This is a genomic window from Algoriphagus sp., from assembly GCF_024305035.1.
Lineage (GTDB): Bacteria > Bacteroidota > Bacteroidia > Cytophagales > Cyclobacteriaceae > Algoriphagus.
The window spans coordinates 72165-92396 of record NZ_JAMWZB010000010.1; the positions used below are offsets into that span (position 1 = coordinate 72165).

A 20232-nucleotide genomic window follows, 5' to 3' on the forward strand; every position below is an offset into this window, starting at 1 on the left:
CTGGAATTTGGAGTGTCCTTTGGACCTCCAAATTCCTATTTTATTAACCCCAACCTTTATGACAAACCTTAAAAAAAATATCCTCATCCTGCTGCTTCTCTGCACTCAGGTTTCTTTGGCCCAAGAGCGGGTGGCCGAACATGTAGTTTTGATTTCCATTGACGGCTTTAGACCTGATTTTTACCTGGACAAAGCTTGGCCTTCTCCCAACCTACAGGAGATGGCTCAGGGTGGAGCCCATGCTTTAGGAGTGAATGGCGTTTTCCCCTCAGTTACCTATCCTTCCCATACCACCATTGTCACGGGCAGAACCCCCATTCATCATGGGATTTATTACAATGCTCCCTTCGAGCCAGCTGGCCAAACCGGTCGTTGGTACTGGGAAAGTGAAAAGATCCAAGTTCCTACGCTTTGGGATGCAGTTAAGGAACGGGGTTTAAAATCGGCAAGTTTTATCTGGCCCGTATCTGTGGGAGCACCGATCGATTACAATTTACCGGAGTTTTGGAGTTTGGAGCAAGGCTTTGGCCGGATCGAACCCATGCGCCAAATGGAAAACCCCAAAGGCTTGCTTGCAGAAATGGAGCTGGAAGTTTTGGGAAAACTCAATGAGCGAACCTTCAATGGAGATTACCTCAATCGGGAGGATCGGATCGGTGAAATGGCCGGGTACATCCTGGAAACCTACAAGCCCAATTTGATTTCCCTTCACTTAATCGCCACCGATCACTTCCAGCATGAGGAAGGACGAGAAGGTCCCATGGTTAAAAAATCCTTGGCTGCAACTGATCGGGCTATTGGCAAAATTGTCGAAGCTGCTCAGCGGGCCGGGATTCTGGATAAGACCACCTTTGTGATCACCGGAGATCATGGTTTTGTCAATATTCACTCTTCCCTTTCCCCAAATGTGTGGTTGGTCGAAGCAGGACTAATGGAGGATGCCAAAGACAGGGGAGACTGGAAGGCTACCTTTCATACCAGTGGCGCATCGGCATTTTTGCATCTAAAGGATGCGAATGATCAAGCTTCTTTGGATCAGGTGAAGCAAATTTTAGAGAACCTCCCGGAAAACTACAAGAAACTATTCCGTGTCGTGGATCGGGCAGAGTTGGATAGGATCGGAGCAGACCCAAATGCGGCGCTTGCTTTGGCCCCTATTCAGGGAATTTCGTTTTCTTCTTCCAGTACTGGGGATGCCTTAAAACCAGCCAAGGGAGGTACTCATGGATTTTTTCCTGATTTCAAAGAAATCCAAACCGGTTTTGTAGCTTGGGGAGCAGGTATTATGTCGGATGTGGAAATTCAGGAGATGGATTTGGTCGATGTAGCAGCCGTAATTGACTATTTGCTCGATCTGAAGATGGATTTACCTGAAAGCACCTTTTACCCCGGCATTAAGAAATAAATTGGCCTTGAAAGTCAAGATTTAATTAGAATTTAAAAAGCCCGAAACCATCGGGCTTTTTTAAACCCGTGCTCTTTTTCGGGAAAAAGGAGAAGTACTCGCTTCTGCTTTCGGCTTTAAGACCTTAGAGACCGTCTGACGACTCAGACCAGTCAGATCGGCAATATCCTGAAATGTGCAGAGTTTGAGCAGTTGAACGTTCTTTCCCTGACTATCTACCACCCTTTCCTGAAAATGAGGCAGAATGCGTCGTACCTTTTCGACCGCACCCATGCTTCTCACCGCAAAGAGCCTATCCTCTGCTCTGCACCAACGACTGACCAGCTGGTAGTTAAACCATTCCCCAAATTCGGTCACTTCTCTGGTTAATTTCATGAATAGGGAATGCTCGTAGACCCGAAGCCTGACTGGGCACAGGGCCTTGGAAAACTCTGAAAATTGACCGTTTAAAAATTGTAGATTCCCAAAAAAATCACCGGGTTTGAGAATGTCATAACAAACTTCTTCTCCTTCTGGGGAGTAGCTTCCAATTTTGATCACTCCGGCTACGATTTCAAAAATCGGAGTAATGCGCTGTGGAGGCTGGTATAAAAAAGCCCCTTTTTCAATTTCCATCAACCTGATCTCCCCTAAAATAGTGGAATCCAGCTTTTCCTGAAGAATTTCAAATGGATGGGATCGCATGGCCATTTTTTTCTTATAAAATTCAAGAAAATTGCCCAAGGTCTCAATTCAGCTCGTCAAACTTCATCACAAGTTAACCTCTGCGATATGATTTCTTAATGGGGCAATTATGGCTACAACTCCTCCGGTAAATTAAGCCAAGCCGTTTGCCAGTCCCTTAATTGGCCCTGTGGTACAAACTCGACATTCATTGGTTTGACTTTGTTTTAAAACCCCATTGATGTAGATATTGAAGGTAATGTCTTCCGATGGCTCGCGTTGGACAGTTGAATTACACTCTGGACATTCTACCATGCCATGTATGGTTACCGTTGCGGGGAATTGCTGGGGAATAAACGTAGAAGTCCATCCACTTTCGGAAAGCCCTCCTGAGGCTTCAAAAGTATTGATCCGATTTCCATTTTCATCATCATATTCTCCAGACCACTGCACTCCACCACTCGTGATTACCTCGTAGGTAACTGTAATTTCAGGTTCTTCATCATTGCTACAGGAAAAACAAAAAGCACTTAATAACAAGAAGATAGAAAGAAAGCGTTTCATAAAATTGGGATTAAAAGTGATAAGGACTTCCTTCCCTTGATGCTACAAGGATTGAGTAGTTTAGTTTTTTTTGAGTCTCTGGATTTCAGTTGAATAGAAGCCATCGAGGGTTCATCGGAAGTCAGTTTAAGAATTGATTCTAAATTAATCCCATCATTTGAGCCAAGTCCCAAGGAAGTTTTTTTACGACATGGTCACTATTTTGTCGGAATGGAGTTAGTTTTTTGATTAATTGTTTGGTTTTTATGATTTTGGCGGTCAAAGTCAACTGTTTGCCTGGATTAATCAATTTTTGGTAAAAAAGGAAAAAAGGAAATATTAAAATTCACAAGTTGGGACATGAACCATTTTTTGGTGTCAATGACACTTTTTTGAGTCTAGCTCTTAGGTTTTGGTTAAATAATTGGTTTTTCAAATTTTGGCCTATGAAAACCACGATGAACAGGAGAAAATATAGATTCTTTCCTAGGTTGGGAATTGACCATTCGGGAAGTACTATTTTTACATCATCAAGTCGCTGCATTTCCAATCGTGGGTTTTTACCATCCCCGAATTGAAAAATAGGTATCCAACTGGAAGAGCAAAGGCTTCTTTTAGGAAGGTTCTTGATTCGAAATTGAAATTGACTGAGGATTCCAAGATTATGTTATAGAAATAACCCTAGAAGGCCTCAATAAAAAATTCCATGCTTCTAAAAATCAAAGGCTTGTTTTAGCGTTAAGTGCCGCTTTTCTCAAGGTGTTTTTAATTCTCTATTGGTTTGGGATATTAAAACACATAGATGGTCATCTTTTCTTCTTATAAAGAATGAAAAAAAGGATGCAGGGTTTTCCGTGGAACTGACTTCTCTGAAAGGTACGCTAGGGAAAAAATCCTAGTAGTTTATGAGTTCAGTAAGCTACCTCAGGTGGGTTTGAAGCTGAGGGTGAATGACATCTGTTTTTAATCGGCCCATGCGCCAGGGTTATTGCTCAACTTTGAAGAGCTATATTTAGTGTTGAATGCTGGTTTAAAATCGAATAATCTGTTTTAGTTATTCAGACCGGAGGGAGTCCGCTGGATTAGCTTTCGAGGCTTTAACTGTTTTGAAACTGAGCGTTATCACAGCAATACTAAAAAGAATCAAGGCCGGAATGAGGATTATTTCCGGTCCAATTTCAATCCTGTAGGCATAATTTTCTAACCAAGAATTGGCTCCAATAAGGACCAAAGGTATAGCCAAGGCTATTGCCATTCCCAAGAGAACAAGATACTCCCGAGACAAGAGGAGCATGAGATTGCCCCTGCTCGCCCCAAGCACTTTGCGGACACCCAATTCTTTGACCTTTAAATTTACGGAATAAGAGACCAAGGCAAAGAGACCCAAGCTGGCTATTGAAATGGCCAGCAAGGAAAAAGCAAAAAAGAGATTTTGGAATTGAAGGTCGGATAGGTACTGTCTGTTGAACGAATCATCTAGAAAAAAGTATTCAAATGGATCATCCGGAAATACGGTGTTATAAGAATCTTCGATATGAGCTAGAGTAGAAGGAAGATTATCCAACTGTATGAGAATAGAAAAATAGGCGCCGTATTCCTCTTCGAGTACAAAAAATGTAGGGGTGTTGGCTTCTTTGAGTGAGCTCCAGTGCACATCTTTGACTACCCCCAGAATTTTTACCTGATAGCTTAAAAACTCCAGCTCTGCTCCCAAAGCCTCCTGTGGGGAATTAAAGTTAAAAGCCTTAAGTGCAGATTCATTAATAAAGGTGTAGGTCCAACTTTCGTAATTTTCGGGAATGTCTGATTTGGCGAGAAAGTCAAACCCAAAAGTCTGCGTAAAATAGGAGTCTGCCAATACCAGATTTGTGGCTACTGTGGCATCCTCGGTTCGATCTGATCGATGGGCGTCTGCTCTAAATTCATATCCTTTACTTGGGACTGTACTGGTTGCAGTCACAAAAGAAATGGTAGAGTGACTGGTAAGTAAATTTTTGAGCGCAGCATAGCTCGGGCCCAAGGTTTCCCCCTTTTCCCGGAGCGATTCTAAAATTACCCTTGGGCCACTCACCACGAGTATTTCTTTCAGATTAATTCCTAAATCTTTCTCTTTAAGAAAATTGATCTGCCGATAGACCAAAAACGTTCCTGAAATGAGCAATAGGGAAATGATAAACTGAAATACAATCAAGTACTTTTTCAAAGTTAAGCTTCCTCTTGGACTGAACTTCGCGTTTTTGAATATCCCGGTAGGTTTGAAAGACGAAAGAATTATTGCCGGGTAACTTGCTGAAAGAAATGACCCCAAAAGAATCATTCCAATGAATGATATCCAAAAAATGGAATCCTTGGCTAAGGTAAACTCCAACTCCTGACCCATGATTTGATTCAAAACTGGGAGTAGTAAATGGGCAAGTACTAGCGATAGGATACCTGCCAAAAAATTAATTAAAAGGGATTCCATCATAAACTGGAAAATCAATTGACTTTTCACCGCTCCGATGGATTTGCGAACTCCTAATTCTTTGGTACGGGTCAAAGACTGCGCAGTAAATAGATTGATGGAATTGGTCCAGGCCATCAACAAAATGAAAATGGCTATGATAGAAAAAAAATACACGTTTTGGATATCTCCGTTATTCCTTGCCAGCTCTCGGGAATAAGTAGAGGTTAAATGAATGTCTTCCAGGGATTGAAACCCTATGTGCCACTCCACCCTTGATTCGTCTAGGCTTTCTTTTCGGTTTGCTGCCACCAACTCGTCCAATTTCTTGCTGACTTCAGGAAGGTTTGCACTCTCGTTGAGGTTTACGTAGGTTACAAAATTATCCCAATCCCAACCCTGGTCAGATTTATATTGCCCGTAATTATCGAGAATATGAGGGAGTGGAAACAAAAAGTCAAACTGCAAATGGCTGTTTGCAGGAAGTGAGTTCAATACGCCCGTTACCTTAAAAGACCCGCTGAGTACACCTCCACTTAATTGGATAAACTGGCCAATAGGGTTAGGGTCTCCAAAATATTTGATGGCCATTTCCTCGGTAATCACCGCACTGTTTTTCTCCCGGAATACCGAATGCTTATCCCCATACTTTAAAGAAAAATCGAAAAGGTTTAAAAATGTGCTGTCCACAAACCATAGCTTATCTTCCAGATGGGGCTCATTTTTTGAAGGATTAGAAACAACCAAGTCTATTTCCAGATCATGAACCCGCACAAAATCCTTGATTTCAGGGATAGTTTCTTTTCCTCTTGGGCCCAATCCAAAAGTGGTAAATACTCCTTCTCCCTGGTTTTCTCCATTTCTAGTGATGGATTGGGTCAGTCGATAAGTGTTTTGGGATTTGGAGTGAAAACGATCAAAACTGGTTTCAAAATCCACATACTGATAAATAAGTAAACATACACCCATCCCAACTGCTAGTCCTAGAATGGTTATAAAGGAAAAAAATGAATTGCGGGATAAATGGCGATAGGCAATTTTCAGATAGTGGTAAACCATGTTGCCTGCATAAAATTTAAAATTAGTTTAATCCTTTGCCTAGTTTAGTTTCCATCTTCATGCCAATGAAAGATTGGGTTAAATTCCTATCCGCCAAGCTTTTTCCTAAAGGAAAGGAAATAATCGCTCAAAAGTGACCGTTTTCGAACAAAGTTCATTGAGAGATAGATTTGATTTGGGTGAGCGGGAATTTCCAAACGTTGGAATGAAATCGAGCGCATCATTTCGTTGAGCCAACTTAGCGAATATAGGCAAGCTTGGGGTTCTTTGTCGTAAAGCAATCAAGGTGGGTTGACTTTTTTCTTAATTATCTAAAAAAAGTGACTAATCGAATGTGGAATGCGCTTTCAGCTTAATTTGTCTTGAAAGGTTGCCTCTGATAAGGTCCTCCTTGGGTACTTAAATTGAATGGTGGCCGGCTCCTCGGCTCCACCGGAATCTTTTCAATGAATTTGCGAGTCGGGGTGGGAATCATTTCTAACCACTGAACTCCGCATTTCGTAGGCTCTTCCCTACTACCACATTCGAGGCGGTAAATAAGCTGATACCAAGGAGTTTAGATCTACTTAATAGTCGCAATATTTTTTCTCACCCGAATCGATGGGATTCTGACTTTCGCTTTTTGAGCAGCCAAGGTATTTTAAAATTCCGAGGGCTACTTTTTGCCAAATCCCCAATTTTTTACCTGTGGAATCCAGAGACAGAAATTATTTCCTACTTTTAAATCTCATCCTCACCAACCTAGTAACCCTGTTATTCATGCTGGCATCCTTGGGATTAATCACCATCGTGGTTTTGCTCTTTTTGGTCATGACCAAAAGGACCTCGCCCACCGTAGCCATGATTCTCGTTCCGATCCTTACAGCATTCATCGGTGGTTTCCGACTGGAAATGTTGGACTTTATCACCCAAGGCATTCTTTCCATCGCTCCAACTGGGGTTATGTTTATCTTCGCCATTCTTTTTTTCGGGGTGCTGATGGATGCAGGAACCTTCAAGCCCATGATCAGAGGAATTTTGAAACTGGCGGGAAATGATCCCGCAAAAGTTGCTGTGGGCTCAGCCATTTTAGCCATGATTGTACACCTGGACGGTTCCGGGGCAAGTACCTTTCTTATCGCCGTGCCTGCCTTTCTTCCAGTCTACGATCAGCTTCAAATGAAGCGGACCACCTTGGCCTGCATCGTGGCCTTGGCAGCCGGGACGATGAATATTCTCCCTTGGGGTGGCCCTACGATTCGGGCTGCCGCTGCGTTGGAGGTTCCGGTTACTGATTTGTTTAATCCTATGCTGGTACCCGTAGTAGTGGGCTTAATTTCAGTGATTCTCATTGCATACATTCTTGGGAAAAAGGAACGGGTAACCCGTAGTCCGGGACTGGAACAAAACAGCCTAGAAGAAGACAGCAACGAATGGGAGAGACCCCGACTTTTCTGGTTTAATATCCTGATGATCTTCCTCACGGTGGCTGTTTTGGTTTCGGGAATGGCTCCCCCACACCTCATCTTTATGATCGCTTTTGCGACTGCTATCTCCATCAATTATCCCAAAGTCAAAGATCAAGCAAGCCGAATCAACGCCCATGCCCAATCGGTGGTGCTCATGGTCAGCATTCTCTTTGCTGCTGGCTGTTTAATCGGAATAATGAAAGGCTCGGGCATGATAGAAGCCATGGCTGAAGCCGCCGTGGTCCGTATTCCGGACAGGGTGGGAAATCACCTTCCCCTCGTGGTGGGCCTCGCTGCCATGCCCGCTAGTTTGTTATTTGATCCGGATTCCTTCTATTTTGGGATTGTACCCATCCTTTCGACTACCGCTGTCCACTTTGGTGGGGATCCCATTGAAATTGGGCGGGCGGCTATCATGGGACAAATGACCACCGGCTTTCCGGTCAGTCCTTTAACCGGGGCTACCTTTTTGCTCATCGGGTTGGCCGGCGTGGACTTGGGAACCCATCAGCGAAAAACCATTCCCTATGCGTTTTTGGTCAGTATCATCATCTTAATTACCTCCCTACTCGTAGGAGCGATTACCTTGTAAATTATGAAGTCAATCAGAATCGGAAGCGGTGCAGGTTATGGAGGGGACCGATTGGAGCCCGCCTTGTTGCTTTTGGAAAAAGGAAATTTGGATTACCTCTGCTTTGAATGTTTGGCTGAGCGGACCATTGCCCTTGCGCAAAAGGAAAAGAAAGCGAATCCTGAAAAGGGCTATAATCCGCTGTTAGAATACCGGATGAGGGAAGTTTTGCCTTTGGCCAAGCAAACCCAAACCAAAATTATTTCCAATATGGGTGCGGCTAATCCACTGGCCGCCATGCGTAAAACAGCTGAAATTGCCCAGTATCTTGGCGTGAAGGACTTGAAAATCGCGGCAGTATTTGGAGATGATGTCTTGGATCAACTTACCGATCTCCAGGATCTAAAGATTTTGGAAACAGGGGAGCCTTTACATTCTTTGGGCAACACTCTACTTTCGGCAAATGCTTATCTGGGCGTAGACGGAATCCTTCAGGCTTTAAAATCAGGAGCAGATGTGATCCTAACCGGAAGAGTCTCAGATCCTGCCTTGTTTTTGGCTCCCATGATTTATGAATTAGGCTGGGACAGGAGTGAGTATGAAAAACTGGGGAAAGGAACCCTCATCGGCCATTTGCTGGAATGTGCAGGCCAGCTGTCAGGAGGGTATTTTGCGGATTTGCAGCAAAAGTTTGTTCCCGAACTCTGGGACCTGGGATTTCCCTTTGCCCAAGTAGATGAAACCGGGGATGGCTTCGTATCCAAAGTGGCCGGAACCGGAGGTAGAATTACCCCAGCTACCTGCAGCGAGCAGTTACTCTACGAAATCCATGATCCTGCCAATTACTTGACCCCGGATTGCATTGCTGATTTTTCCCGGGTCGAATTCAAAACCTGGGAAGAAAACAAGATCCAAGTCAAAAATGGAACAGGTAAAAAACCAACAGAATTCTACAAAGTCAGTGTGGGGTACCGCAATGGGTATTCCGGTGAAGGGCAAATCAGTTATGGCGGCTATGATTGCGTCAATCGTGCCAAGTGGGCAGGGGAAATCGTCCAAAAGCGCTTGGAAAAATGGGGATTCGAGGAAATCAAAACTGAGCTGATTGGCTATAACTCCATCACTCCTTTTCCGGGCAATCCAGAGTCTATTCCTGAGGTTCGTTTGCGCGTAGTTGCCAAAACAACCACATTGGAAATGGCCCGAAAAGTAGGTCAGGAAGTTGAAACTTTATACACCAACGGTCCTGCCGGGGGGGGAGGTGTCAGCCAATCTGCCGACGAAATTATCTCGGTAGTTTCTGTTTTGTTGCCCAAGGACCTTGCAAAACCCCAAGTTGAATACCTGAATTGCTAAGCCTATGCTACTTCGAGAAATCGCACATGCCCGAACGGGTGACAAAGGAAACATCAGTAATATTTCTTTGATTGTATTTGATCAGAAGAACTATGAATTGGTCAGAAAAAGAATCACAGCCGATCGGGTTAAAGAATGGCTGGGCAATATGGTAAAGGGAGAGGTACTTCGTTATGAACTCCCCCAACTCGGAGCCCTTAATTTTGTGCTTTACCAGGCCTTGGACGGGGGCGTGACTCGTTCCCTACAGCTCGATAAACATCGAAAGAGCTTAAGTTCCTATTTATTGGAAATGCCGCTAGTCTAGACAGGTTACAGGGGAAATTTTGAGCCATGGAAATCCATGTCACTTATTTACGATTTGGGGTCATTTTAACCAACCTCATGGCAAGTTCAATCCTGTCCTTTCTTCTCCCCAAAAGCCGTTTGGGTACTGCAATGTCGAACTCAGAAGGGTGGGCTGAGGAGGGAGTGTAGAGACTCTGAGGCGGATTTGATTTGAAAATTCCCTTTTCCGGGTATTCCAGTATTTGCCAGTATATTGATTTACTGGCGTTTTTTTGATTTCCGCCTTTTACCTGAATAGAAATAGTCTGGAAAGCCTTCTCTTTTTCGCTCACCGTATTTTTAAAAATGATCCTATTTGGCTTTGTTTACTCAGCTCTTCATTGATTTGGGTTTCAACATCAAAACGAAAACTATACGTTCCCATAGGGCTGGGCTTGCCGTCTAGGTTTCCGTCCCAAGGTGAATTTCCAGAGTAAATCAGCTGCCCCCAACGATTGAATACCGAAAGCGTGTAGTTTAGTTCACCGCAATTTGATACCGGTCCAAATGAGCCTTTTCGTGGATCAAAGCCAGTTGGAAAACGAATTTCCGGAGCAGCTTCCCGGAGCAAAATACTTCCCATACTCATGCATCCCTGACTGTCTATGATTTTCACTTTGTATTCCCCAAAGCCTAAATTTTCCAATTGGGCCTGGGAACTTCCATCATCCCACTCAAAGGAATAGGGGGCAAGTCCCCCTCTGGGTTCAGCTAATATTACCCCATTTGATTCACTGGGGCAGGGAGCTTTAGAAACCACAAGTTCTACCTCAAAGGGAGTTGGGGAGTTCAATGAAAAAGTAAGGGGTAGACTACATCCTGAAGCATCCTCCAGCAGATAATTGAATTCTCCCTCCGCTAAATTTTCCCAAGAAATAGTACCCGAATTAATCTCAGCCTCTACCGAATTTACTCGGTAGGGCGGGGTGCCCCCACTTACCTCGAAGAAGGCGGATCCATCTCCTTTTCCAAAGCAGCTGGGGTCCTGGATTTGTTCAGTGATCAAACGCAATGGAGAGGGTTCTTGAATGCTTAAGTCCTCTAAAATTCGCTCGCAGCCTTGGCTATCCCTTACTCGAATGGAATAAACCCCGGGTGTTAGGTCTTCTGCAATTGGAGAATTTAAATCCGCATCATGATCCCAAGTATAACGGTAAGGTGGGCTTCCACCGGAGACCGATACCTCAATTTTGCCATCGGAATCTCCAAAGCAACTCACCGATATTTCTTCTTTCACCTGTAGCTCGAATCCGGAGTTTAAGGCAACCTCCAATACGGGTGAATCACCCGAACAAAACTCGTCCAAGGTGCTGGATTCCTGATAATAAATCTGTCCGGTTTCATCCCCTTCATTCCATAGAATTTGAATTTCTGGTCCTTGATTAGCCCCGATAATATTCCCTCCTTCGATAAACCAATGGTATTCCCTGTTGGGGCTTAGCTCAGGCACTGAATAGGTATATTCCAAATCCAGATCACAAATGAATGCAGGCCCTAAAGCGAGTTGAGGCTCAAGTTCTTGCTTTACTTGTACTACGAATTCTGCGGGTGTTCCTCGACAACCATTGGAGGAAATCGGTGTGGCTTGGACCTTGGCTTCTTGATTTTCAGCCCCCCATCTCACGTTGATTCGATCCTGACTTTCTTCCAAAATTACTCCGCCTTCAACGTTCCACTCGACTGAGGCGATTTCTCCGGTGCCTTCAAAAATGTAATCCAACTCATCCACCTGGGGACAGGCGGTTTCTGGTCCGGTAATCCTTCCTTCCAAGCCTAAAACTTCCACCTCAAATTCATAAATTTCGCGTTCTTCACAGCCGGATTCATCCTGGGAAGCCAGTATTTTGACAGGATAAATGCCCGGTTCTGTATAGGTATGCATGACCCTATTCCCGTCTTTTTCTCCACTATTATCTCCAAAATCCCAAGTGAGAAACTTGAAATTTGAATTGGCGGGAATAATCTCCCAAGTACCCTCCTGGTTTAGACAAGCGATGCGCGGAGAGCCAGCTGTTAACTCATCAAAACTGGAAAGAAGCTCATATTCCGAATTAGAAAAATCTGCTCCAAAGTCCATGGCGTAGGATTGAGAAGCGCCTACTGCATAAAAATATCCAGTGAATCCCGCCGCATTGGATAGGGTATGGACTCCGGGGGAAAGTTGGATTTGCGCAAATGAAAAATCCGGATTATTCGAAATCGGACTAAATTGTCCCCCCACCGATGAACCATCAATCAACATCAGGTTAACATCCTCTGTTCTGATTACTAGTTGCGCAAAATGCTTAGCGGTGTTGAAAACCTGGTGAAAATTGACCATAAGGTCATATTTCAACGCTTCAAAGGGGCTGTAATTGACCTGTTGGGGATTTCCATAATTGGCCACATTCGGTGGAGACAAAACCGAGTTTGCATCTAAAATCTCGCAAGAATAGGACTTGCCGAAGCCAAACACTCCCACTGGGTTGCTACTTGTAAATTCCATAGCTTGGCCATCGGGTACATCCAGGGTAAAAAACTCTCCGGCATCTAATGTGGTCAGTAAATTTCCTCCTTCAAATACCTGGGTATTGTCAAATGCTGCAATAAATTTAACTAACTCTCCCAATTGCCTATCCCGTAAAGGGATATGAAAATAGGTTTGGCCCCAGGAGGAAATGGGGATATTCTGATTAAAAATATGCGAGGTAGAAAAGGTGCCACATTCCGGTTCTCCAATATCGGCAAACTTATTTCCCGAAAAAACAGCTATCCGGGCACAGTTTTCCCCGCCATTGACCACCCTAACTTGGGTGCCGCTAAGATCGCCCTTGGATTTGATTTGATAGACATCTCCGGAGTTTAGGGTTTGTCGTATGGGGTTAAGGGAGTTGTTTACCGGCGAACTTGGGATAATTTCAATTTCAGTATTGTCTTGGGTGCCCACGATCAATACTTGACTCTCATTATTTCCTTGACGAAGGGGCAGACTGATTCCTTTAGTTTGTAGTTCATAATGAGAGCCTATAAAGTAGTCGGAACCTATTTTTTCCAAAGGCAAAACAATCGTCCCATCCAAAGAACCTTCTTTCTTGTTGATGGCATAAACCGACACTTCCCCCTCTGAATAAATATAAAAGCTCTTTTGTTCAATTTGGTTGTTCGATCTTGTAATCAAGTTATTGGAGCCTTCGTATTCAAAGACTTCTCCTATATTCAGGGAAAAGGGGATACGGTTGCCTGGAAATTCTATGTACCCCTCCACATCTCCTTCCAGGGCGGTAATGACCAAGGTTGGAACAGCTAGCTCCCCAACAGCAAGGTTATCCATAAACCCCACATAAAATTCCTTTACCTCTTTTACTTCGGTAAAATCCTGTCCGTAGGACAAGGAAATCATATTGATCCAGAATAAAGAAATGAGAATATTGAGAAGAGCTGCTTTGTCGAACATACTGATTCTCAAAGTAAGGATTCAATTTAATAAAGCGAAGAAATTTTAGAACCTTTACTTGATTCATTCATTTAGCAAATAAAAAATGAAGGGAAATTATGGGGAAATAGAAGAGCAGTAGCAATACGTTTTAACCCATTTGGATCAACAGTTGGCCTAAACAATCGAGGTAAGATCAAGAGTATAGTACTGAACGGAACGGTAAAATGGAGTTTATTTCCGGCTTCGAAGTCCGGAATATTTTCCAAATTAGGTCGGTTGGGAAGGATAACCCCACCTAAGAATTTCCGTACTCCTGCGAGCTATCGGAAGCCTTTCATGTAGCCAACCAAGTGGGTTTGATCCATTCAGGCGGACTTTTCTTTCCATAAAAAAGGGGAGACAAGCCTTTGCCTCCCTTTGCCCAAAAAGTCTCTAAACTATCCTAAAAACTCACCTTATAAATCCCTCCTAAAGCTCCGGCAATGAAGTTTCCTTGAGCATCGGTAGGGGTTTGTAACAGAATATACAGGTCACCATTTTTGTCTGCCACCAGCACATTCCCCCGCAAGGTATCGTCAATTTCATAAGCGAGAATAGGCGTTGGATTGCCATTTCTCAGGTAGGTTTGCTTGAGGATGAATTCCCCTTTTTTAACAAAATTTCCGGTTTCACCAGCCTGGATACCAATGGTGTATTCCTCATCTGAGCTGGCAAACATTCCGATGAAATCTCCATTGAGGTATTCCATTCCAACGATTTCTGCGCCCCCACCGTCTGCAGGCCGAAGGGATTCCACTGCACCAGACCAGTCTATGGGGCCAGAAATATCCGTTCCATCTACTTGGCTGTAGTGAAGGTCTTGTACTTTTTGATCTCGGAGGAGACGAAGCCTATTTCCTCCCATAGGGATTAACTCTGAGGCACGCTTGCTTTGAAAATTAAGAAGCGTTTTGGCATCTTCCATGTTGAGGTCAAAACTCAGCAAATCATATCCTCCCTGCGCCCGAGTCAAAAAGATTCGATCCTCTGAGACGTACATACCGGCAAATATTCCTCCTGCATTGATTTTAGTATTTCCAATCATCGAAGAGTTTTGGGTAGAAAGGGCAATTTTGAAAATATTGGTTGGAGCAAAAATGGCTGCCAATGGACTTTTGACCCCGTATAAGTTTCCTTTTCCATCGGGATAAACTGCCTGAGGTAGCGTGCTTACTGCCGAGGTTCCGAGTTCAGGAGTATACACTTGATCATTGGCATCCACTAAGAGTTGGGTGGAACGAGTGGTCAAGTCAATTTCTACAATCCCTTTACTGCCCACCGCATAGAGTTTATGGTTTGCTCGGTCGATTTCAAAGGTCCAAAAAGGTCCGTATTCGCTGTTATTGATTAGGACTTCTTCGAAATTGAGATCGCCGGAAACCACCTCAAAAATCTCATTGATCGGGGGGCCTGCGGTGACAGGGTCAGCCGTTATGCTTAGCTCAGGGCCTTCCACAGCTGGTTTTCCTTTTCTGGCTACCGTGATTTTACCCGTTTGGGTACCTTCACTGATTTTGAAAGTGAGGGTAGTCAAACTGGAAGAAAGAATTTCCATATTCTTTTCCCCGACTTTCACTTCTAGAAGTGTGGGGTCTGCATCAAAATGCTTCCCACTGAGGACTACTTCTTCTCCAACTTTTGCGGCGCTTTTGTCTGCCGATTCGAGGATGGGTGCATAGAAGAAAAAGGTGCTTTCTGCATTTCCTCCTAAAACGCTCAGGTAAAATTTACCATGGTTTCCATTTTCTGGGACACTTATTTTAAGCTCAGTGGCCGAGGCACTTGCAGGTTCACCCAAAACCAAGTCTCCTAAACGAAGGGCATTTTCACTTTTCAGCGCACTGAATCCTGTTCCTGTGAGTGTGACTTCGGTTCCTGCTGGACCATAATCTGGGCTGATCGAAGAGATGGATAGGTTGGAAGCGGGGGAATTGATTTCAGATCTAGGTCGCTGATTGGATCGATAGTCCTTGATTTGGGTGCTACCTTTGGCCGTGAAGGTATTTCCACTTGTGTCTTTGAAGGTCACCTCCCAGGTGAAGGTGAGATTATTCCCATCAAGGCTAATTACATATTTTCCCGAAATGGCAAAATAGGTTTGTTCAGCCTGGGTGTATTTGACAAAGGATGGGGGAGTGGAAGATACTTTCTGATTCGAATGGATTGCTTCTTTTCGTAAGCCATAGGAACCTGAACCCATTACCGCTGGGAATTCTTGGCTGAGCGTGATCGTACCCTCTTTGACTTCATGAATAAAGAAAGTCAACCGTTCGCTGTTTGGAAGTTGGGCTCCGACTTCCAGTGCACCTGTATTTTCTCCTTGATCAGAGAAATACGTATGTTGGATTGCTGAACCGGTCAAAGAAAGGTTTTGATCTGCCAACTTTCCTTCTAAACTAGAATTAAAAGGATCTATTGGAGTGGGGTCCTCTGAATCTTCTTTGCAACCCGAACCAACCAATAGTAGAATTAAAAGGCCGTAAAATAGATTTTTCATGGGATGGACTGAATTTTAGGTGGGGTTTAGCGCATAATCGTGATATCGGTAAATTTCCCATTGGCGATAGTCACTTCAGGACCGTTTCCTGTCATTGGACTTGCTTTAAATGCAAAAGTTCCTGAGACTTTATCCCCTTCAATGCTGGTGATGTTTACAGTCCCAGAGGTCGCATTGTGAACAAGCTGATCAGCCGTAGTCCAAATGGCCTTTCCAGAAAGGTCAAAATTTCCTGTACGCTCGGCGTCTAAAGTCAAGGCAATACTAGACCGGTCGGTTGCTCCGGCTCCGATGGCAAATACCGTAAATCCACCTACATTGGTAATTCGGCTATTTCCAGAAGCCCGCCAGTCCTGACCGTCGATGGTGGCTTCCACATTGAGTGAACCTTGAGGAATTTCGTCATCCTTATCTGGACAAGCGAAAAAGACAAAGGCCAACAGGCTTAAAAGTAGTGATCGAAATTTCATGGTGTTTTTTTTTGGCAAGTTGACAAAGAAGAAGCGCAGGTGAAATCCCCTGATTTTGGGATTTGCTATCCGTACTAGTGGGTATTTTTTAAAAATCAGCTTCCAAAAAGGTTGGTCAGAAGGTCAGTAGGGAATAGCATTCATTTTAATTTCGTGGGTGGCTCAGGATGAAAACAGAATTTTTCGCAGAAAAAATAGTACCTCAAATCAAAAAAAGAATTTGAAAAGTGTGTTGAAGCATTTACTTTGAATTCCCAAACCTTTAGCATTTGAACCGTATTCGCCTTTTTTCCATCTTTTTCCTCCAGTTTTTGGTGTCTTCAACTTTACTGGGTAGACAGCAATCCCGATCTGATAGCTTGGAGCAAGTTTTCCAGAATCAAGATCTTTCCGATTCCATTCGGTACCGGGCCATTCAGCAGCAAACCTTTTCAATGATTTTCAGTGAAGGCGAAAAGGCGAAAGAAAAAATTCAACAGGTACTCAAATCCGCGGAGAAAGAGGTGGGCAGGTCCCGAATTTACTATGAAATCCTACAGAATTTAGGGATCTACTATGATGTTAATCAACAGACCGATAGTTCGTTGATTATTTTTTCAGAGATTTTGAAGGAAAGTAAAAAGCAAGGTTGGAAGGCTCTTGAGCAGCGCTCTTTCAATAATTTAGGGATGAATCGGTTGAATTCTTCTGATTACAAGGCAGCGATTGCCTATTTTTCAGAGGCACTTACCTTGGCCCAAAAAGATCCCAATTCAAGGCCAGGGGATTATGTAAATTATATTTCGAATATGGGCCTGGCAAATCAGGAATTGGATTTGATTGATCAAGCGATCAAATATCATCTCGAAGCCTTGGGAATTCGTGAAGATTTGAAAAATTTAGATGGAATGGCTATTTCCTGTGCAAATTTGGGGGTCTGTTACAAAATCTTAGGGCAACTTGAGGAGGCGATCAAGTATTATAACCGGGCTATATCCTATGCCAAAGAAGCTGGAAATAAGGTTCTTTTTCACCGGATACATGATAATTTAGGTAGCTTATATGTGGAGCAGGGGAACTTTGAGAAAGGGCTGATTTTGTTAGAGGTCGCCTTGGATAGTTCTGATGGTTTTACCCCTGATCCAAAAATGGAATTGAGTATTGTCAGCAATATGGCAGCTTCTTACTTGATGATGGGTCAAGTAGATAAGGCCGAAGGTTTTGCCGAAAGGGGAATCGAACTATTGAAGGAGCACCGAGAATTGATCAATTATTCGTTGACGCTAAAAAATACCTTGGCTAAAATCCATTTCCGAAAAGGAGATTTTGAAAAAGGCAATGCTTACCTGGAGGAATATGAGGAGCTCAACAAGAAAGTATTTAGTCAAGAAAATGCAGCGCTCTTGACTGACCTCCAAGTGAAATACGATTTGGAGAAAAAGGAAAATCAAATCGCTCTTCAAACTGCCGAGCTTCAGGAGAAAAATGCGACCTTGCAACGGAATTATTTCGCTTTTGCAGCTCTTGGCTTGCTGATTCTTCTGATTGGAGTAGCCTTTTTCTTTTATCAAAATCGGAGTAAACGCAAGCAGGAACTCCTAGTCAAAGACCGAGAACTGAAAGTGAAAGAAGCCTATATTCAAGCTTCCCTAGAATCTCAAGAGCAAGAACGCCGACGTATGGCCCAAGACCTTCACGATGGATTTGGGCAATACATTTCTGCGCTCCGATTGTATGTTTCCCAACTGAAAAGCAATTCGGCCAAAGAGGAATTCAAAACCGAGCTGGTCAGCCGTACTGATGAGGTTTTGGATGAAATGTCTAAAGAAATCAGCAATGTGGTCTATGATCTGATGCCCGCCACTCTAATCCGACAGGGTTTCCTTTCAGCCTTGGAGGACTTAGCTCACCGGATCAATGCCAGTCAAAAAGTATACCTTCACATTGAGGCAGGAAATCTTCCCGATCGATTAGATGAATTGTTAGAAATCAACCTTTTCCGAATCTGTCAGGAGTGGGTCAATAATGTGCTCAAATATGCAAATGCAAAAAACATCTCGGTAAACTTATCTCACAATCATCAGGTAGCACGGCTTCAAATTTTAGACGATGGGCAGGGTTTCGATTCCGGGATTTTTCTAACTAGCAAACGAAATGGCTGGAAAAATATCAGTACCCGGGCGGAATTGCTCCAAGGTAAACTGGAACTTTTTACCCAACCCCAACAGCAAGGGACAGAGTTATTGGTCACTTTTCCGTATGTTCGACGAGCCAATTAAATACCGTAGAAATGAATGTTCTTCTTGTTGATGATCACCGTATTCTGTTGGATGGATTGAAGTTTTTGATCCAAAGTCAATCGGATGTGAACGCTGTGGAAACGGCAACTACCGTAGAGGAAGCCTTGGAAAAGGTGGGTCAAATTCCTCCCGATCTCATTATTTCAGATATTTCCATTCCTGAAATTGGCGGGATTGCTTTTGCCCAAAAAGTCAAAACGATTTTTCCGAAGATCAAATTGATTTTTCTAAGCATGCATGAGGAACCCTATCGGGTCAAAGAGGCACTGGCCACAGGTGCAGAAGGCTATGTTTTAAAGAAAGCGGCTCATGAGGAATTGTTAAAGGCGCTGAGAGAAGTATACTCAGGAGGAATGTACTTCAGTTCAGCGATCCAAAAAATTCTGATTCAGCGGATGAGATTCCCAGAAGATGAACGGATCTTGACCGACCGGGAAAAGCAAGTGTTGCGGTTGATTTTTGAGGAGTGCTCCAATAAAGAAGTGGGTGAAAAGCTAAATATCTCAGAACGGACCGTAGAAACTCACCGAAAAAACATCTACCAAAAAACAAAGACCAACACGCTGGTTGGTCTTTTGAAGTTTGCCTTGGAAAATAATCTGGTGGGCGGGATGGTCTAATCTTTGGTTAATTCCAGAAAATTAGAAATCCCTGTGTCCAGCATGTCTTTCATTACCCCTGAGGCAAAAGCCACATAGGCATCATGGTCACAATCAGCAAAATGGGAGGCTACTGTTTGCTGATCCCCGGAGGTCATTACCAACTGGGTATAACCTGTTTTTGAAAACAAATCGGACTGTGCCTGGGTAACTTCCTTAATTTTTTTGTCTTTAAAAACCCCTTCCGCATAGACTGCTTTTTTGGGCTCTACTTTGGCATGAAACAATGGGTTACTACCAATATCCAATCCGGAAATAAACCTCACTTGAGTAGGAATGGGGCTTACCCCAAAATTGGCAATAGACCGGTTGTTTTCAGTTGGGTCTAAAAATGGTGTTATCCGGTAACCGATATCTGCTTTCACTGACGTTGAATTGGTCCAGGTCGATGCATCGGCGTCCAAGGTAACAAATGGAAAAGAGAAACTTACATCTGCAATAAATGCATTTCCCAATTCCTTTGAAATTTTCGGGGTGGGATCTACCAGTCCTCTTCCGAATTTTTCTTTCCCTCCTTTGGTCACTGATTTTACCAAATAGTCATAATTCTGGGGAGTAACCATGATGTAGCCTTCCACCTGAGCATCGGAAGAAGCTCCCCCTTTTTTGGTGGTCCATCCCGAATAATAGTCAAATTGACTTGCTTCACTTGCAGTCATAATTTCAAATCCCTGACTTTTTAATTGGCTCACAAAAGATTCGTAAGCTTGATCAATTAATTGCTGGAAATCAGGGACGTCCACTCCTTGGATTTGAACGCCCATTTTGGTCATAGTGCCCGAAGTAAAGGTAGTCCGATTTGCACGCTCTTTCTTGGAGCCTGAGGTTTTAGCAGTAGCTTCCTCATATACCTCAAAATAGGCATTGAAACTTCTGATAAAAACTTTTCTTGGGGCTTTGCTTCCTTGCTTTTTCTTATTGAAGCTGGTGACCTTGAGGTCTTTTTCATTGAGGGTGCTGCCAGGAAAGGCATCTACAAAAAGTAGGAGGAAAATAAGTAGGAAACTTTTCATGAGTTCTGTTTTTGATTTCGAAATCAAAATTGGCTAAACCAAAAA

Annotated in this window: 13 protein-coding genes; 6 read left to right on the forward strand and 7 right to left on the reverse strand. The window is 43.5% G+C overall.

Going from position 1 to position 20232, the window contains the following annotated elements; all coding sequences use genetic code 11:
- Window positions 1-58: 58 nt before the first annotated feature.
- Complete coding sequence (locus Q0L00_RS07315; RefSeq protein WP_297336218.1) at window positions 59-1405, forward strand: ectonucleotide pyrophosphatase/phosphodiesterase; 1347 nt, start codon at window positions 59-61, stop codon at window positions 1403-1405.
- Window positions 1406-1465: 60 nt separating this feature from the next.
- On the opposite strand, the gene Q0L00_RS07320 is transcribed toward Q0L00_RS07315, so the two are convergent.
- The 3 genes from Q0L00_RS07320 to Q0L00_RS07330 all read right to left on the reverse strand — a co-directional run bounded on the left by Q0L00_RS07320 (window position 1466) and on the right by Q0L00_RS07330 (window position 6113).
- Entirely contained in the window at window positions 1466-2095 is a 630-nt protein-coding gene (locus Q0L00_RS07320) for a Crp/Fnr family transcriptional regulator (protein ID WP_297336219.1), read from the reverse strand.
- A gap of 126 nt (window positions 2096-2221) precedes the next feature.
- A complete protein-coding gene (locus tag Q0L00_RS07325) occupies window positions 2222-2632 on the reverse strand; it encodes a hypothetical protein (RefSeq protein WP_297336220.1) in 411 nt (136 codons plus the stop codon).
- Between the two features lie 1033 nt (window positions 2633-3665).
- Window positions 3666-6113, reverse strand: coding sequence for an ABC transporter permease (locus tag Q0L00_RS07330; protein ID WP_297336221.1), 2448 nt, complete (start codon window positions 6111-6113; stop codon window positions 3666-3668).
- Window positions 6114-6800: 687 nt separating this feature from the next.
- Between Q0L00_RS07330 and Q0L00_RS07335 the strand changes: the two genes are divergently transcribed.
- Genes Q0L00_RS07335 through Q0L00_RS07345 form a run of 3 tightly spaced genes read left to right on the forward strand, consistent with a single transcriptional unit; the run spans window position 6801 to window position 9795 of the window.
- Window positions 6801-8153, forward strand: coding sequence for a citrate:proton symporter (locus Q0L00_RS07335; protein ID WP_297336222.1), 1353 nt, complete (start codon window positions 6801-6803; stop codon window positions 8151-8153).
- Between the two features lie 3 nt (window positions 8154-8156).
- Window positions 8157-9488 carry an acyclic terpene utilization AtuA family protein gene (locus Q0L00_RS07340; protein ID WP_297336223.1) on the forward strand — a complete coding sequence of 444 codons (1332 nt, stop codon included), beginning with the start codon at window positions 8157-8159 and terminating at the stop codon, window positions 9486-9488.
- A 4-nt stretch (window positions 9489-9492) separates the two neighbouring features.
- Window positions 9493-9795 carry a hypothetical protein gene (locus tag Q0L00_RS07345; protein ID WP_297336224.1) on the forward strand — a complete coding sequence of 101 codons (303 nt, stop codon included), beginning with the start codon at window positions 9493-9495 and terminating at the stop codon, window positions 9793-9795.
- Window positions 9796-10104: 309 nt separating this feature from the next.
- Here the strand turns inward: Q0L00_RS07345 and Q0L00_RS07350 are convergent, their stop codons facing one another.
- The 3 genes from Q0L00_RS07350 to Q0L00_RS07360 all read right to left on the reverse strand — a co-directional run bounded on the left by Q0L00_RS07350 (window position 10105) and on the right by Q0L00_RS07360 (window position 16236).
- Window positions 10105-13248 carry a PKD domain-containing protein gene (locus tag Q0L00_RS07350; RefSeq protein ID WP_297336225.1) on the reverse strand — a complete coding sequence of 1048 codons (3144 nt, stop codon included), beginning with the start codon at window positions 13246-13248 and terminating at the stop codon, window positions 10105-10107.
- Between the two features lie 424 nt (window positions 13249-13672).
- Window positions 13673-15766: an IPT/TIG domain-containing protein gene (locus Q0L00_RS07355; RefSeq protein ID WP_297336226.1), complete on the reverse strand. Its 2094-nt coding sequence runs from the start codon at window positions 15764-15766 to the stop codon at window positions 13673-13675.
- 26 nt (window positions 15767-15792) lie between these two features.
- The gene (locus tag Q0L00_RS07360) at window positions 15793-16236 is read right to left on the reverse strand and encodes a DUF6252 family protein (RefSeq protein WP_297336227.1); all 444 of its coding nucleotides are present in this window, start codon (window positions 16234-16236) and stop codon (window positions 15793-15795) included.
- A 269-nt stretch (window positions 16237-16505) separates the two neighbouring features.
- Between Q0L00_RS07360 and Q0L00_RS07365 the strand changes: the two genes are divergently transcribed.
- Entirely contained in the window at window positions 16506-18494 is a 1989-nt protein-coding gene (locus Q0L00_RS07365; protein WP_297336228.1) for a tetratricopeptide repeat protein, read from the forward strand.
- A gap of 11 nt (window positions 18495-18505) precedes the next feature.
- Window positions 18506-19135 carry a response regulator transcription factor gene (locus Q0L00_RS07370; RefSeq protein WP_297336229.1) on the forward strand — a complete coding sequence of 210 codons (630 nt, stop codon included), beginning with the start codon at window positions 18506-18508 and terminating at the stop codon, window positions 19133-19135.
- Here the strand turns inward: Q0L00_RS07370 and Q0L00_RS07375 are convergent.
- Window positions 19132-20187, reverse strand: coding sequence for a hypothetical protein (locus Q0L00_RS07375; protein ID WP_297336230.1), 1056 nt, complete (start codon window positions 20185-20187; stop codon window positions 19132-19134). The genes Q0L00_RS07370 and Q0L00_RS07375 overlap by 4 nt on opposite strands.
- Window positions 20188-20232: the final 45 nt, after the last annotated feature.